Here is a 14,398-nt window from a genome sequence, read left to right as displayed (position 1 = left end):
ATCGAGGAATTTCTTGAAGCCAACATGATTGAACCCTGCACCGCTGGAGGGAAATGAGATGGCGCGGGCTGGTCATGGCTGCTCGACACAACCACAATGGGAATTGTCATCATGACCGCGCGGCCCGCCCGGTTCAGGAAGGCGGACGTGACACGCGCGGTTCGTGCCGTGCTGGCGGCGGGAGTGATGCCGGGAGGCTGTAAAATCGAGCCGAATGGTACGATTTTGGTACTGATCGAGAGTGGCGGCTCCACCAAGCCTATGACCGATAACCCTTGGGACGCTGAGCTATCACCATGAACAAGCGCACGTCGCGATCCAACCGATTCCTCCCTGAATATGTGTCCCGCTTCAAGGATCGGCATGGAAAGGAGCGATTGCGTTTCCGGCGTAAGGGATACCCGTCACGCTACTTCACCGCGCCGTTGGGGACGGAGGCGTTCAGAGAGGAATACCGCCGCTTCAATAGTCCTGAGGCGATAGCCGAGGCGCGAGAGGAAGCCCAGGCCGAGCGTACCGTGCCGGGCAGCATCGGTGATCTTCTCAGGCGCTATTTGGCTGTACCAGAGCGGCTTGGCCCCAGCGAGGTGACGCAAACAAAGGTGCGGCAGATTCTCGAGCGGTTTGCCGAGGGGAGAGGGGACAGGCCCGTCAAAGGCATTCGCTTCGATCATATCGACGCCATCATCGCCAAGGCGCGACTCAAGACGGTCGATGAGAAAGGCCGGAAGTTTGGTGGAGTTGAAGCCGCGCGAAAGCTGCGCAAGGAACTGCGCCGCTTCTTCGCGTTCGCGCGCAAGCTGGGATGGATTACCACCAACCCCGTTGAAGATTCTCAGGCCGTGAAGGTGTCGCCTGGCGAGCGGTCGCCGGGCTTCTATACGTGGACGGAAGCCGACATTGCCACCTACCGCGCGCATTGGCCGCGCGGAACGAAGCAGCGTCTTGCCATGGAACTGATGCTCTGGACCGATCAGCGCAAGGTGGATGCTATCCACCTAGGCCGACAGCATATCCGCGCAGGTAAATTCGCAATCCGGCAGACAAAGACCGGCAAGCTGCTGCATTTGCCTATTGCCCCGCAACTCGCGGCAGCGATCGACGCCATGCCAGCGACCGATGCCATGTGCTTTCTGGTGACGGAGTGGGGAAAGCCATTTTCGGTCAAGGGCTTCGGAGGCTGGTTCCGCGAGCAATGCGATGCAGCTGGCCTGCCACGGTGTACCGCCCATGGCCTGCGAAAGGCGACAATGCGCCGCATGGCCGAATTGGAAATGCCGAACAAGACCATGAAGTCGGTCAGCGGCCATTCAAAGGATGACGAGGTCGCGCGCTATACCGAAGCGGCCAATCAGGAACGTCTCGCGGAGGGGGCCATCAAGCGCCTCTCTGAATGGGAAATGTCTAACCCTGATCCAAGGTTAGACGCCAAATCAGCACAAAGGACTGAAAATGGCTGACTCTTTCAAAGAGTTGGAGGCCCGAGCCGGAATCGAACCGGCGTGCGAGGATTTGCAGTCCTCTGCGTCACCACTCCGCCATCGGGCCTCAATGCGCAGCTTTGCGTGGTTCGAGCGCCACTAGCCGCCCGCGTTTCGCAATGCAATTGGCTTGTTCCGCAAATTTTGTCTTCCGCGCTCATTTGGGCCATACAAAGCAGACTTGGCGGCACCTTCGCGGGCGGCTATGCGCGAGCCAGCGCCGAAACTTGCTGTATTAGCATTGCAACACAGCAAGTTTCGGGCTAAATGTGCCTCCGCGAAGACAGGGGCCCGGAAACGGAAAAGGCTGATGGCGACCAAATTGAATGAAATTACCGCCGCGGACATGCGGGCTGCGATGATCGACAGCCAGCTTCGCACCAATGATGTCATCGACCCCGCAGTCGTTGCCGCGATGGCGACCGAACCGCGCGAGGCCTATGTGCCCGCCGCGCTCGCCAGCGTCGCCTATATGGACCGTGCGATCGCGCTCGGCGAAGGTCGCGCGCTGAACCCGCCGCTGGTGACGGGGCGCATGCTGGTGGCCGCGGCGATCCAACCCGGCACACGCGTGCTGCTGATCGGCGCGGCAACCGGCTATACCGCCGCGCTGCTCGCTGAGCTTGGCGCAGAGGTTCACGCCGTCGAGGAACAGGCCGACCTGATCGCCGCCGCGCGTGATACCGCGGCCGCCAAAGCCAATATCCACTGGGTCGAAGGCCCATTGAACGCTGGCGCGCCCGGCGCTGCGCCGTTCGACCGCATTATCATCGACGGCGCGATCGAAACCCTGCCCGACGCGCTGGCCGCTCAGCTGGCCGAAGGCGGTCGACTGATCGCGGCGCGCCGCGAAGGCGCCGTAACCCGGCTTGTCCAGGGCGTGAAGACCAGCGGCACGATTGCGCTGCGCAGCTTCGCCGACATGGATGCCGCACCGTTGCCCGGCTTTGACGCACCACAGGATTTCCGTTTCTAAAAGGCCATATCCACCCCTTGTTGCAGGCTGAGATGACGATGCGCGATTTAAATATGAAACAGTCTCTCCGCCGTACCCGCTGGCTGAGCGGCCTTGCGATCGGCGCGCTGGCCATCTCGTCGCAGGCACAGGCCGAGACGCTGCAAGGGGCGCTGGCAAAAGCCTATGAGAATAACCCGACGCTGACCGGTGCGCGCGCCGGACAGCGTGCGAATGACGAAAATGTCCCGATCCAGAAGAGCTTCGGCCTTCCGGACGTTTCGACGCGCGCGGATTATGAAGAAAACCTGATCATCCCGGGCAATAATTTCTCCTCACCGACGCGTTCGTTGATTGCCAGCGGCCAATTGTCGGTGCCCATCTATCAGGGCGGCGCCGTGCGCAATGCGGTGCGCGCCGCCAAATATCGCGTCGAGGCGGGCCAGGCCGATTTGCGCGCGACCGAGGCGAGCGTTTTTTCGCAGGTCGTCGGCGCCTATATGGATGTCATCCGCGATCAGGCGATCGTTCAGCTCAATCAGAAAAACGTGTCGGTGCTGCGCACCAATTTGCAGGCGACGAGCGACCGGTTCGAAATCGGCGACCTGACGCGCACCGACGTTGCCCAGTCCGAAGCGCGGCTCGCGCTCGCCGAGGGCGATTTGCGCGGCGCGGAGGCGAATCTGATCGCCAGCCGCGAATCCTATATCCGGCTGGTCGGCGATGCGCCGGTCGATCTGCAGGCACCGCCGGCGCTGCCGAACCTGCCCGCGAACGCCGAGGAAGCGGTTGCCATCGCGCTGAACAGCAATCCCGACATCGAAGCGGCGAATCTGGAGGTTGACGCCACGCGCGCCGATATCAATGTTGCAAAGGCAAGCCGCGCGCCCAAGGTTTCGGCGACGCTCGGCGGCGGCTATAATAATTTTCTCGGTTCGCTTTCCAGCGGCGTTTCGGGGGTCAACGTCACGCAGGAAACCTCGAGCGCGGCGGCGGGTGTATCGGTGACACTGCCGATCTTTACCGCGGGACGGCGCTCGGCACAGGTCCGCCAGTCGCAATCGCGCAGCAGCCAGGCGATCGAAAATTATGTCGCGACCGAACGCGGCGTCATTGCACAAACGCGCGGCGCCTATGCCGCCTGGCAAGCGAACGAACGCGTCATCACCGCGACCGAACAGGCGGTCAGCGCCAACGCGCTGTCGCTGGAGGGCGTGCGCGCCGAAAACAGCGTCGGCACGCGGTCGATCCTCGACATTTTGAACGCCGAACAGGAATATCTGAACACGCAGGTCCAGCTCGTCTCGGCGCGGCGCAACTCCTATGTCGCCGCCTTTTCGGTGCTCGCCGCGATGGGCAAGGCCGAAGCCCGCGACCTCGGCATAGAGGGCGGCGCGCTGTATGATCCCGCTGCAAATTATAATCGTGTGAAGGGCGAGCTTTGGGATTGGGCCGACGATCCGGCGCCGCAGCAACAGGCGACCGACACGCGCGGCATCCCTTCCGCAGACGCCAGCGTAGCCGCCGGCGACCCGCTGCCCCGACAATAAGGCTTGGCAAGCGCCGTCTGCTGCCGGTAGGATATGGTTAATCGCCCTCCTTGCGGGCGAATCCTAAGGGGATCGTAATGGGCGACATGTCGCGAGAGCCGTCGATGGAAGATATTTTGTCGTCGATTCGGCGTGTTATCGCTCGCGATGACGCTCCCGGCGCCGCGCGGGAACTCCGTGCGGCCACCAGCGAAGACATTCTCGACCTCCACGACGCGGAAGCTGAAGCGGCCATGTCCGACGCGGCGGCACCGACTGCGGAAGAGCTGGTCTCGTCCGCCAGCGCCGACGCCGCGCGCCAGTCGCTCGAAGCGTTGACCGCCGCCATTGCGCCGGCCGCGACCGCCGCCGTCGCGCAGGCCGCGCCTGTGCCGGGGCGCTCAATGGAAGATGTGGTGCTGGAAGCACTGCGCCCGATGCTGAAAACATGGCTCGACACCCATTTGCCCAATATGGTCGAGGCGATGGTGGCGAAGGAAATCAGCCGCATTACCGGGCGCCGGATCTAGGAAACCGACACCCCCGTTGCCGGGCAACGGCGGTCTATTTCGCCCAGTCTTCCAGCAGATAGCGCGCGATCGCCATCGGCGGCGGCGCGACAAAAGGCGCGCCCATTTCCCCCGCCAGCGCGGCACGCACTTCGGCGCGGTCGACCCACATCGCGGCTTCGATCTCGGTCGTGTCGAGCGTCAAAGCCGGGTCGTGCGCGACGGCGCGGCAGCCGATCATCAGCGATGAGGGGAAGGGCCAGGGCTGGCTTGCGACATAGGCGACGTTCGAGACGCGAATGCCCGCTTCCTCGAACAATTCGCGCGCGACCGCTTCCTCGAGCGATTCGCCAGGTTCGACAAAGCCCGCGAGCGCCGAGAAGAAGCCCGGCGGGAAACCGCCCTGCCGCCCGACCAGCACCCGGTCATCGTATTCGGCAAGCATGATGACGACCGGATCGACGCGCGGGAAATGTTCGGCGTTACACGTATCGCAGCGCCGTCCCCAGCCGCCACGGAACAGCGCGGTCGGTGCCCCGCACACCGCGCAGAAACGATGCCGCGCATGCCAGTCGACAAGGCTGCGCGCGCCGCCATAAAGTGCCGCCTCTTCGCCCGACAGCAGCGGCAGCAACCGCATCACGGTGCGCGAGCGCGCATCGATGCGCGCGCCTGCGGGCGCCTCGCGCACGAAATGCGGAACGCCCGCATCGTCGAGGCCGAGCAGCATCAGCGCGCGATCGTCGGACCGGTCGAGCGGCTCCCAGCGAAGCCCGCCGCCCTCGCCCGGCACGAAATCGATCCCGTCGAGCGCAAGACAGCGCGCGCGCGGATCGGTTACCACCGCCGCGAACGCATCCGCATTGGTACGCAACTGGTCGGCGCGGTCGAGCCACGCACCGGTAAATCCAAGCGGCAAGGGCATCAGCCGTTCACATCCTTATAGAAAGTCTCGCCGAACTTGGACTGAAAGGGCAGCGAGTCGGGCGGCATATATTGCGCATAGGCGCCGACGCGATAGCCGCGCTTGCGATCGACGAAGCCGATCGTTCCTGCGGCGCCCGCCCAGCCGAAAACGCCTTCCCCCATCGGCGAAGTCGCGAGCGAGACGCGGCCACCGGCGCCAAAGCCTTCGCCGTCGATGAAAGTTCCTTTGCGGTCGACGCTGTCGGCGATCAGGTTCGACATGGCGAGCCGCGCGGTTTCAGGACGCATGATCCGCACCCCGCCAAGCGCGCCTTCGCCAAGCAGCATCGCAAGGAAGCGGTCATAGTCGCGCGCGCTCGACACCAGCCCGCCGCCGCCGAACGGATAGGGCGGCGGGTCGAGGTAGATGGAGCTCTTGGCGGGATCGATCGGGATCAGGGCACCGCCGAAAGGCGCGTAATTGCTGGTGAAGCGCGCGACATCCTTCGCCCCCACCATGAAACCCGTGCTCGTCATGCCGAGCGGGTCGAAGAGGCGCGCTTTCAGAAACGCGTCGAAGGGCTGGCCCGACACGACCTCGATCAACCGCCCGAGCAGGTCGAGGCTGATCGAATAGCTCCATTTGGTGCCGGGTTCATAGACCAGCGGCAGCGTCGCCAGCCGGTCGGCCATGATGGCGAGGCTGGGCGCCGGGGTGACCGGCGGGAAGCCCGGGATCGGCAAGCGGCTCGCCTGCCCGCCGACGATGCCCGCATCGTCATAGGCCTTTTTGATCGGGCCCTTCTGAATGATATTATAGCCAAGCCCCGCCGTGTGGGTCAGCAGGTGGCGCAGCGTAATTTGGGTCTTCGCGGGGCGAACGTCGGTGAGCGACCCGTCTGGGGTCGACTGGACATTCATTTTGGCGAAGGCGGGCAGGAAGTCGGCGATCGGCTGATCGAGCGTGATCTTGCCGTCGTCGACGAGCAGCATCGCGGCGATACCGGTCACGGGCTTGGTCATCGAATAGAGGCGCCAGAGCGTGTCGGGACCGACCGGGGTGGTCGAATCCATCGACACGGTGCCCGCGCCGAAATATTCGGCCGCCGCCTGCCCCTTGCCCACGGCGGCGAGCGTGCCCGCTAGTTCACGGCGATCGACAAAGCCTTTGAGGAACGCATTGGTCGCGGGATAAAGCGATGCACCGTCGGCTTTCCACGCGAGAGCGCCTTGCGGCAGCATCGTGGCGGTGCCGCCGAGCATCAGTCCGCCGAGCAGCGCGCGGCGCGAAACCATCATATTCATCCATCTCTCTCCCGCATCTTGTCGGTCAGCTTGCGATAGAGCGTCGGCAACCCCGCGGCGTCAAGGTCCGAAAGCGGCCACCATTCGCCTTCCGCTGCGGAAAGCGGGGCCTCGCGCCGTACCAATGTCAGCGTCAGGTCGAAATGGGTGAAGCTATGGTCGATGCGGGCGATGCCGGACTCGGCGGGCGGATGATCTTCCCACACTCCGCCGGGCAGCGCGCGCATCCCGCCGAGCATGCCTTTGTCGGGGCGACGAACGAGCCACAGCCGGTCGGCCTCCTCGATCCAGTAAGCGAGGCCGTGGCGATGCGGCTTCGCCTTTTTGGGCGGTTTGACCGGCAGGCTTTCGACGTCGCTCCGGCCGCGCGCCAGACAATCCGCCATCACCGGGCAGATCGCACAGGCCGGGCCGCGCGGGGTGCAGATGGTCGCGCCGAGATCCATCAGCGCCTGCGCGAAATCGCCGGGCCGATCATTCGGGACAAGCGGCGCGAGCGCGGCGCGAATCTCGCGCTTCGCCATCGGCAACGGCGTGGTGATCCATCTGTGACGCGAGATCACGCGCTCTATATTGGCGTCGACGACAACCGATGCGCGGCCAAAGGCGATCGCGGCGACCGATGCGGCGGTATAGTCGCCGATCCCCGGCAGCGTGCGAAGCTTAGTCTCCGTATCGGGAAAAAGCCCGCCATGGTCGCGTACAACGGCGCGCGCGCAGGCGAGCAGGTTGCGGGCGCGGGCATAATAGCCAAGCCCGGCCCACGCGGCCATGACGTCGGCATCGTCGGCGGCGGCGAGATCGGCGACGGTCGGCCAGCGCGTCGTGAAGCGATCGAAATAGCCCGCGACCGCCGCAACGGTCGTCTGCTGGAGCATGATTTCGGCCATCCAGACGCGATAGGGATCGGGCACATCACCGCTGTTCGGCGGGACTCGCCACGGCAGCTTGCGCGCGGCACGGTCGTACCAGCCGAGAATGAGGCCCGCGAAATCTTTGACGCTGTGGGAAGTCTGGACGCTCACCCCCCGCCTATGGCATGGCAGAGGATATGGCGAAAGACACCGGACAGGACGCGCCCGCGAAAAAGGCGAAGGCCAAAGGCGGGACAAAAAGCGGCGCGAAAACCGCCAAGCCCGCCGCGCGTCCCTATGAACGGCCACGCGGCGGCGAAGCGCGTGCGATTTCCGACCTGGTGCCCGAAATCGGCCGCACCGCGTTTCGCAAGTTCGGCTTCATCCAGAGCTCGGTGGTCAGCCGCTGGCGCGAGATCGTCGGCGACCGGCTGGCCGACGTCACCCAGCCCGCAATGATCCGCTTTCCTGCCGGGCAAAAGGCGGGCGGGACGCTGCACCTGACGATCAGCGGCGCGCACGCCCCGATGCTCCAGCACGTCGGCCCCGACATCATCGCCGCGGTCAACCGCTTCTTCGGCTATGCAGCGATCGCGCAGATCCGCATGACCCACGGGCATGTCACACCCGCCGCGCCCGTTCAGCCGCCAGCCATGCTGAAACCCGTACCCGCCGAACTGGGGGATAGTCTGCGCGACATCGGCGACCCGGAGCTGCGAACCGTGCTCGAACGCATGGCAGCAGGACTGGCGTCGGCACCCAAGCTCCCCCGGATCAATTGAAGGAAGCACCGCAGCGCATGTCGAAATTTCGGACCCCGGCCGTCTCGCGCCGGATGATGATCGGAACCCTGTCGGCTGCGGCTTTCACGCTGTTGACCGCCGCAGCGCCCGCCAAGCCCGCCCCGGCGCGTCTGTCGGCCACCGTCGCCGCCAACGAAATCGGCGCCTTTGTCATGGGCAAGCCGACGGCCAAGGTTCGGCTGGTCGAATATTTCAGCTACACCTGTTCGCACTGCGCCGAATTCGAGAAGATTTCGGCGATCCCGCTCAAATCGCTCTATGTCGACAAGGGGTTGGTCGTCGTCGAATATCGCAACCTGATCCGCGATCCGCTCGACATGACCGCCGCCTTGCTGGCGCGATGCGGCGGCCCCGGCGCCTTTGCCGCAAACCACCGCGCAATCATGCTCGCGCAGCCGAAGTGGCTCGGCAAGGTGATCAAGATGACCGACGCGCAGAGGGCGCCTTGGTATCAAGGCAGCCCTACCGAACGCGCTGAACGGATCGCCGCCGGTAGCGGCCTGACCGCGCTGATGCAAACCCGCGGCTATAGCGCAGCGGCAATCAAGGCGTGCCTCGACAGCGAGGTCGCCGCCGCCGAAATAACCGGAATGACCAACATCGGTCAGAATGCCGATCACGTCCGCGCCACGCCGACCTTTTTCGTCAATGGCCGCGTTGTCGAAGGAAGCGACTGGCCGACCGTCAAAAGCCGCCTCGACCTCGCGATCAAGGGCAACTAAGAGTCACGCCAACAACGCCATCTTCGGAGATGAGAATATCATGATCAAAGCCTCGCTGCGCATCGCCCTTCTGTCCTCGTTCGGCGCGCTGGCGCTCGCTGGTTGCGGCGACGCCAAGACCGACGCGACCAAGGAACAGGATGTCATCGCCAAGGTTGCGGCGCCCGCAGGCAAGAGCTGGTCGGCAACGGTCAGCAAGACCGCCGATGGTGGTTATGTGATGGGCAACCCCGATGCGCCGATCAAGGTGATCGAATTCGCTTCGCTCACCTGTTCGCATTGCGCCGACTTTTCCAAGGATGCTTCTGAAGAGCTGAAGCGCGATTTCGTCGACACCGGCCGCGTGAGTCTGGAGCTCCGCAATTTCATCCGCGATCCGCTCGACGCGTCGGCTGCCGCAATCATCCGCTGCGCCCCGACCGAGCGTTATTTCCCGCTGATGGAAAATGCCTTCGCCTCGCAGGCCGATCTGTTCGCGGCCGCACAGGCCAATCCGAAGGGCGGCGAGGCAGCGATGGCACTGCCGCCGGCGCAGCGATTCCCGGCGCTCGCCAAGGCGTGGAAACTTGACGAGTTCTTCCAGTCGCGCGGGGTCACCGCCGACCAGATAAACGCCTGCCTCGGCAATCTCGACAACATCTCGCAGCTTGAAAAGAGCACCAACGGCGCCATCGAGAAGTTTAAAGTCGCCGGCACCCCGACCTTCGTCATCAACGGCCAGGTCGCCGAAGGCATCGCCAGCTGGGCGCCGCTGCGCGACCGCCTGCGCACGATGGGCGTGCGCTGATCGCATTTTACGCAAGGGGGCGGGGGCAGCCCTGCCCTCTTGCGACTCCCCCCGCGGCGCGGCATGACAGTCCGTCAGGGGGAATTGTGACGGCACAATTGCGGCCATTGCGAATCGTCACGTTGCACGGAGCCTATTCGTGCAGATAAAGCGCCTGCGCCTGACCGGTTTCAAAAGCTTCGTCGAACCGACCGAACTTCGTATCGAACCCGGACTGACTGGCGTCGTCGGCCCCAATGGCTGCGGCAAGTCCAACCTGCTCGAAGCCATCCGCTGGGTGATGGGCGAATCCTCCGCCAAGTCGATGCGCGGCGGCGGGATGGAGGATGTGATCTTCGCCGGCACTTCGTCGCGGCCGTCGCGCGATTTTGCCGAGGTCGCACTCCACTGCGATACCGAAGGCGCGCTCGTCGCCGGCCTGTCCGATGGCAGCGACGGTGACGAACTCGAAGTCATCCGCCGCATCGAACGCGGTGCCGGATCGGCCTATCGCGCCAACGGCCGCGATGTGCGTGCCAAGGATGTCGCGCTGATCTTCGCCGACGCCGCCACCGGCGCGCACAGCCCGGCACTGGTCAGCCAGGGCAAGATCGCCAATGTCATAGCCGCCAAGCCGACCGACCGCCGCGCGATGCTGGAGGAGGCGGCGGGGATCGCCGGGCTGCACGTGCGCCGCAAGGATGCCGAGCAAAAGCTGCGCGCGACCGAAACCAACCTGACCCGCCTGTCCGAAATCGTCGCCGACATGGAAGTGCGCGCCAACGCGCTGCGGCGGCAAGCGCGCGCCGCCGAACGCTACAAGAAATTGAGCGAGGAGATTCGCGTTGCCGAAGGACGGCTGATCTACGCGCGCTGGCGCGATGCCGCCGCCGCCGCCGATCAGGCGCGCCGCGATGCCGATGCCGCCGAAGCCGCTGTGAAAGCCGCACAGGAAGGCCTTGAGGAGCTGTCGCGCGCGCAGACGGAGGTCGCAACCCGCGTCGCCGCCGCCCGCATGGATGCCCAGGTGCAGCGCGATGCATTGGCCGACGTGACCGCGACGCAGGTACGCCTGCACGGTGAGGAACGCGCGGCACGCCAGCGCCTCGACGATCTGGCGGCGCAGCAGGCGCGGCTTGCCGACGACCGCGCGCGCGAGGGTGAACTGGCGCGCGACGCCCATGCCGCGCTCACCGCGCTCGATACCGAAACCAAAACGCTGGGCCGCGACATCGCCGCGCACGACGCAGGCAAGGCCGTGCTCGCCGAGGCCCATCAGGCGGCGCAGGCTCGACTGCGCGATGCCGAAGTGGCGCTGGCGCAGGCACGGGCCAAGGCCGCAAGCGAGGCCGCCGACCGGCGCATCGCGGTGTCGGCGCGCGACAATGCCGAAGCGGCGGTGCGGCGCGTCGGACAGGACAAGGCGCGCGTCGATGCAGACATCGCCGCGCTGGGCGACAGCGCCGCGCTCGCCGCAAAGCAGCGCGAAAACGTGGCGGCGGCCGAAGCGGCCGAGGGCGCGATCGCGGGCGCCGAACAAGCGCTGCAAGCCGCGGAGGCCGACCGCGAAGCGACCGCCGCCGAACTCGCGACAATCGATGCAGGGCTCGCCGAAGCGCGCGCCGCTCTCGCCGCGCTGGACGGCGAAGCGGGGACGCTCGAACGCGCCCTTGCCGCCGCGCGCAGCGACGCGAACCGCATCCTCGATCAACTGCGCGTCGAACCGGGTTACGAAGCCGCGCTGGCCGCGGCATTGGGCGACGATCTGGACGCGGGAACCGACATAGCGGCGGCGCGCAGTTGGAGCGGCACCGATCTGGGGAGCGACGATCCCAAGCTGCCCACCGGCACCCGGTCACTCGCAGAATATGTGAAGGCGCCGGCAGCGCTCGCACGGCGGCTGGCGCAGGTGGCGGTGGCCGACCGCGACGACGACCAGCCGCTTGCCACCGGACAGCGGCTGGTGACCACCGACGGCGTGATGCGCCGCTGGGACGGCTTCGTCTCGCGCGGCGACGGCGCGACCGCCAGCGAACGGCTGGTGCGGCAAAACCGCCTCGATGCGCTTGCGGCGCAGCGTCCGCAGGTTGAGTTGGGGGTGATGGGCCTTCGCGACAAGCGCGAGGCCGCTGCAGCACGTGCGACCGCACTCGCCGACAGCGCCGCGACCGCGCGCAAGCAGGTCGCGCAGGCCGACGAAGCGCGCCGTACCGCGCTGCGCGCCGCCGACCAGGCGCAGGCCGCGCTCGATCGCCACCGCGATGCCGCGGCGTTGTTCGACCGGCGGCTCGGCGAAATCGCCGAGGCAGCGAAAGATGCGGCCGATCAGCTCGCGGCGCAGGAGGCCGCGCTCGCGGCGCTTCCCGACGACAGCATCGCCCGCGCCGCGCTGGAGGCCGAGGAGCAGGCCGCCGAGCGCGCCCGCGCCGACGCGAATAATGCGCGTGATGCCCTGACCGCGCACGATCGCACGCTCGCGGCCTTGAGCGAGCGGCAGGCGGTGGTGAGCGCCGAGATCAAGAGTTGGAAGGCGCGCGCGGGCGAGGCGGCCCGGCGCGTCACCGATATGGACAAGCGCGCCGACGCGCTGGCGGCCGAATCGGCAAAGCTCACCAATGTGCCGGAACGGCTAGCCGAACAGCGCATCGCGGCCGAGGCGCAGCAGGCGACGCTGCGCGAAAAAGCCGCCGCGGCCGAGGTGCAGGAACGCGAAGCCGAAGCCGCGCTGCGCGAGGCCGAGGCCGCACTCAATGCGATTCGCGAGCGCGTCGCCGCAGCGCGCGAAACCCGCGCCGGCGCGGTCGCGCGATCGGAAAATGCCGAACTTCGCCGGATCGAAATGGGGCGGCTGTCGGGCGAGCGGTTCGAATGCCCGCCGCCGCTGCTCCCGAAGAAGGCCGGGTTCGACAACGAAGAGGTCCGCGATGCAAACGCCGAATCGGCGCAGCACGACCGCTTGATTGCCGACCGCGAGCGGTTGGGGCCGGTCAATCTCGTCGCCGCCGACGAACTGGCCGAACTCGACATCGAGCGCGAGAAAAGCGCCGCCGAGATCGAGGAGTTGACGCAGGCGGTGCACCGCCTGCGCGGGTCGATCGGCAATTTGAACCGCGAAGGGCGCGTGCGACTGCTCGCGGCGTTCGAGACGGTCAACGGGCATTTCCAGCGGCTCTTCACCACCTTGTTCAACGGCGGTCAGGCGCATCTGGAACTGGTCGATTCGGACGATCCGCTCGAGGCGGGACTGGAGATTATGGCGCAGCCGCCGGGCAAGCGGCTCGGCACGTTGACCCTGCTCTCAGGCGGCGAGCAGGCGCTGACGGCCGTGGCGCTGATCTTTGGCCTGTTTCTGACCAACCCGGCGCCGATCTGCGTCCTCGACGAAGTCGATGCCCCGCTCGACGACGCCAATATCGAACGCTTCTGCGACCTGCTCGACCGGATGTCGCGCGAGACCAACACCCGCTATCTGATCGTCACCCACAATGCGGTAACGATGGCGCGCATGCACCGCCTGTTCGGGGTGACCATGATCGAGAAAGGCGTGTCGCGGCTGGTTTCGGTCGATCTCGGCGGCGCCGAGGAGCTGCTCGCGGCCGAATAAACGGCTAGGGCGCCGTTCCCACCACCAGCATTGCGGCGAAGATCAGCAGGCCCGCGAAGCGATTGCTGCGGAACTTCGCAAGCGCATCGGCGCCATGGACCGGATCGAGCGTCACCACCTGTCCCGTCAGATGCAGCGCCGCCGGGATGAGCGCGACGAGTACCAGCGGGTCGGGGCGCACTGCCCACAACGCGCCGGCCCAACAGGCAAGCGCAGCGGCATAGCAGATGGCAACGCCCCCACGAACATGGCGGCCCATCGCCCGCGCGCTCGACTTTACGCCGATCATCATGTCATCTTCGATATCCTGAAGAGCATAGATGGTGTCGTAACCGATCACCCACGCGATACAGCCGGTATAGAGCAACGGCAGCGCCAGCCCTTCGATGCCATCCACCGCGACCCAGGCGACAAGCGCGCCCCAACTGAACACCAGCCCCAGCCATGCCTGCGGCCACCAGGTGATGCGCTTCATGAACGGATAGGCGGCTACGGGCAGCAGGCTGCCGAGCGCGACGATCTGGGCAGGCCCCGGCAGTTGGATCAGTACCAACAGGCCGAGCAGCGACAGGAATATCATCCACAAGGCGGCGTTACGCACCGAAACCGTGCCGCTCGCTACCGGCCGCGACGCGGTACGCGCGACGCGGGCGTCGAGGTCGCGATCGACGATGTCGTTATAGACGCACCCTGCGCTGCGCATCGCCACAACGCCGAGCATCAGCCACAGGAACAGCGGCCAATGGCTGACCGCCCCGCCCGCCAGCGCAATGCCGAACGCGCAGGGCCAATATTGCAGCCAGATGCCGATCGGCCGATCGAAACGCGCGAGCAACGCATAGGGACGCACCCCGGCGGGGAGCAGGGCGATCAGCCCCTGATGCTGGCTGTCGGGAGGATGGATTGCGGTCATCGGCTGCTGCGCGATAGCAGCCGCCGCGTCCCTGATAAATGATTGATTGGG

Annotated in this window: 12 protein-coding genes and 1 tRNA gene; 8 read left to right on the top strand and 5 right to left on the bottom strand. The window is 65.9% G+C overall.

Annotation, left to right across the window (positions count from 1 at the left end; genetic code table 11):
• Positions 1-296: 296 nt before the first annotated feature.
• Positions 297-1,460 (top strand): tyrosine-type recombinase/integrase, encoded by a 1,164-nt coding sequence (locus ACSYDV_RS15995; protein ID WP_438324793.1) that lies wholly within the window; start codon positions 297-299, stop codon positions 1,458-1,460.
• Positions 1,461-1,474: 14 nt separating this feature from the next.
• Here ACSYDV_RS15995 and ACSYDV_RS15990 read toward each other — a convergent pair.
• Positions 1,475-1,548 (bottom strand) — tRNA-Cys (locus tag ACSYDV_RS15990).
• A gap of 243 nt (positions 1,549-1,791) precedes the next feature.
• Here ACSYDV_RS15990 and ACSYDV_RS15985 point away from each other — a divergent pair.
• From ACSYDV_RS15985 to ACSYDV_RS15975, 3 genes are all read left to right on the top strand, one after another.
• Complete coding sequence (locus tag ACSYDV_RS15985; protein WP_438324792.1) at positions 1,792-2,457, top strand: protein-L-isoaspartate O-methyltransferase family protein; 666 nt, start codon at positions 1,792-1,794, stop codon at positions 2,455-2,457.
• A gap of 53 nt (positions 2,458-2,510) precedes the next feature.
• On the top strand, positions 2,511-3,986 hold the full coding sequence (locus tag ACSYDV_RS15980) for a TolC family outer membrane protein (RefSeq protein WP_438324791.1): 1,476 nt from the start codon (positions 2,511-2,513) through the stop codon (positions 3,984-3,986).
• 77 nt (positions 3,987-4,063) lie between these two features.
• On the top strand, positions 4,064-4,495 hold the full coding sequence (locus ACSYDV_RS15975) for a DUF2497 domain-containing protein (RefSeq protein WP_438324790.1): 432 nt from the start codon (positions 4,064-4,066) through the stop codon (positions 4,493-4,495).
• Between the two features lie 34 nt (positions 4,496-4,529).
• On the opposite strand, the gene nudC is transcribed toward ACSYDV_RS15975, so the two are convergent.
• Genes nudC through ACSYDV_RS15960 form a run of 3 tightly spaced genes read right to left on the bottom strand, consistent with a single transcriptional unit; the run spans position 4,530 to position 7,710 of the window.
• Positions 4,530-5,399, bottom strand: coding sequence for an NAD(+) diphosphatase (gene nudC, locus ACSYDV_RS15970; RefSeq protein ID WP_438324789.1), 870 nt, complete (start codon positions 5,397-5,399; stop codon positions 4,530-4,532).
• A complete protein-coding gene (locus ACSYDV_RS15965; protein WP_438324788.1) occupies positions 5,399-6,685 on the bottom strand; it encodes a serine hydrolase domain-containing protein in 1,287 nt (428 codons plus the stop codon). The genes nudC and ACSYDV_RS15965 overlap by 1 nt, the downstream gene beginning before the upstream one ends.
• A complete protein-coding gene (locus tag ACSYDV_RS15960; protein ID WP_438324787.1) occupies positions 6,682-7,710 on the bottom strand; it encodes an A/G-specific adenine glycosylase in 1,029 nt (342 codons plus the stop codon). The genes ACSYDV_RS15965 and ACSYDV_RS15960 overlap by 4 nt, the downstream gene beginning before the upstream one ends.
• A gap of 26 nt (positions 7,711-7,736) precedes the next feature.
• Between ACSYDV_RS15960 and ACSYDV_RS15955 the strand changes: the two genes are divergently transcribed.
• The 4 genes from ACSYDV_RS15955 to smc all read left to right on the top strand — a co-directional run bounded on the left by ACSYDV_RS15955 (position 7,737) and on the right by smc (position 13,434).
• Positions 7,737-8,321 carry a DUF721 domain-containing protein gene (locus tag ACSYDV_RS15955; protein ID WP_438324786.1) on the top strand — a complete coding sequence of 195 codons (585 nt, stop codon included), beginning with the start codon at positions 7,737-7,739 and terminating at the stop codon, positions 8,319-8,321.
• A 17-nt stretch (positions 8,322-8,338) separates the two neighbouring features.
• On the top strand, positions 8,339-9,064 hold the full coding sequence (locus ACSYDV_RS15950; protein WP_438324785.1) for a DsbA family protein: 726 nt from the start codon (positions 8,339-8,341) through the stop codon (positions 9,062-9,064).
• Between the two features lie 40 nt (positions 9,065-9,104).
• Complete coding sequence (locus ACSYDV_RS15945) at positions 9,105-9,851, top strand: thioredoxin domain-containing protein (RefSeq protein WP_438324784.1); 747 nt, start codon at positions 9,105-9,107, stop codon at positions 9,849-9,851.
• 139 nt (positions 9,852-9,990) lie between these two features.
• Positions 9,991-13,434, top strand: coding sequence for a chromosome segregation protein SMC (gene smc, locus ACSYDV_RS15940; RefSeq protein WP_438324783.1), 3,444 nt, complete (start codon positions 9,991-9,993; stop codon positions 13,432-13,434).
• 4 nt (positions 13,435-13,438) lie between these two features.
• Here smc and ubiA read toward each other — a convergent pair whose 3' ends face one another.
• Positions 13,439-14,347 carry a 4-hydroxybenzoate octaprenyltransferase gene (ubiA, locus tag ACSYDV_RS15935; RefSeq protein WP_438324782.1) on the bottom strand — a complete coding sequence of 303 codons (909 nt, stop codon included), beginning with the start codon at positions 14,345-14,347 and terminating at the stop codon, positions 13,439-13,441.
• Positions 14,348-14,398 lie beyond the last annotated feature (51 nt).

It is taken from the genome of Sphingopyxis selenitireducens (assembly GCF_051550705.1).
Lineage (GTDB): Bacteria > Pseudomonadota > Alphaproteobacteria > Sphingomonadales > Sphingomonadaceae > Sphingopyxis.
The sequence above is the reverse complement of the archived record's forward strand: the minus strand, read 5'-3'. Positions and strand labels throughout refer to the sequence as shown.

Coding starts and splice junctions, on each gene's coding strand:
- ACSYDV_RS15945 (WP_438324784.1), top strand. CDS start 9,105: ATGATCAAAGCCTCGCTGCGCATCGCCCTTCTGTCCTCGTTCGGCGCG.
- ACSYDV_RS15955 (WP_438324786.1), top strand. CDS start 7,737: ATGGCGAAAGACACCGGACAGGACGCGCCCGCGAAAAAGGCGAAGGCC.
- ACSYDV_RS15975 (WP_438324790.1), top strand. CDS start 4,064: ATGGGCGACATGTCGCGAGAGCCGTCGATGGAAGATATTTTGTCGTCG.
- ACSYDV_RS15980 (WP_438324791.1), top strand. CDS start 2,511: ATGAAACAGTCTCTCCGCCGTACCCGCTGGCTGAGCGGCCTTGCGATC.
- ACSYDV_RS15995 (WP_438324793.1), top strand. CDS start 297: ATGAACAAGCGCACGTCGCGATCCAACCGATTCCTCCCTGAATATGTG.
- ACSYDV_RS15965 (WP_438324788.1), bottom strand. CDS start 6,685: ATGAATATGATGGTTTCGCGCCGCGCGCTGCTCGGCGGACTGATGCTC.
- ubiA (WP_438324782.1), bottom strand. CDS start 14,347: ATGACCGCAATCCATCCTCCCGACAGCCAGCATCAGGGGCTGATCGCC.
- ACSYDV_RS15950 (WP_438324785.1), top strand. CDS start 8,339: ATGTCGAAATTTCGGACCCCGGCCGTCTCGCGCCGGATGATGATCGGA.
- nudC (WP_438324789.1), bottom strand. CDS start 5,399: ATGCCCTTGCCGCTTGGATTTACCGGTGCGTGGCTCGACCGCGCCGAC.
- ACSYDV_RS15985 (WP_438324792.1), top strand. CDS start 1,792: ATGGCGACCAAATTGAATGAAATTACCGCCGCGGACATGCGGGCTGCG.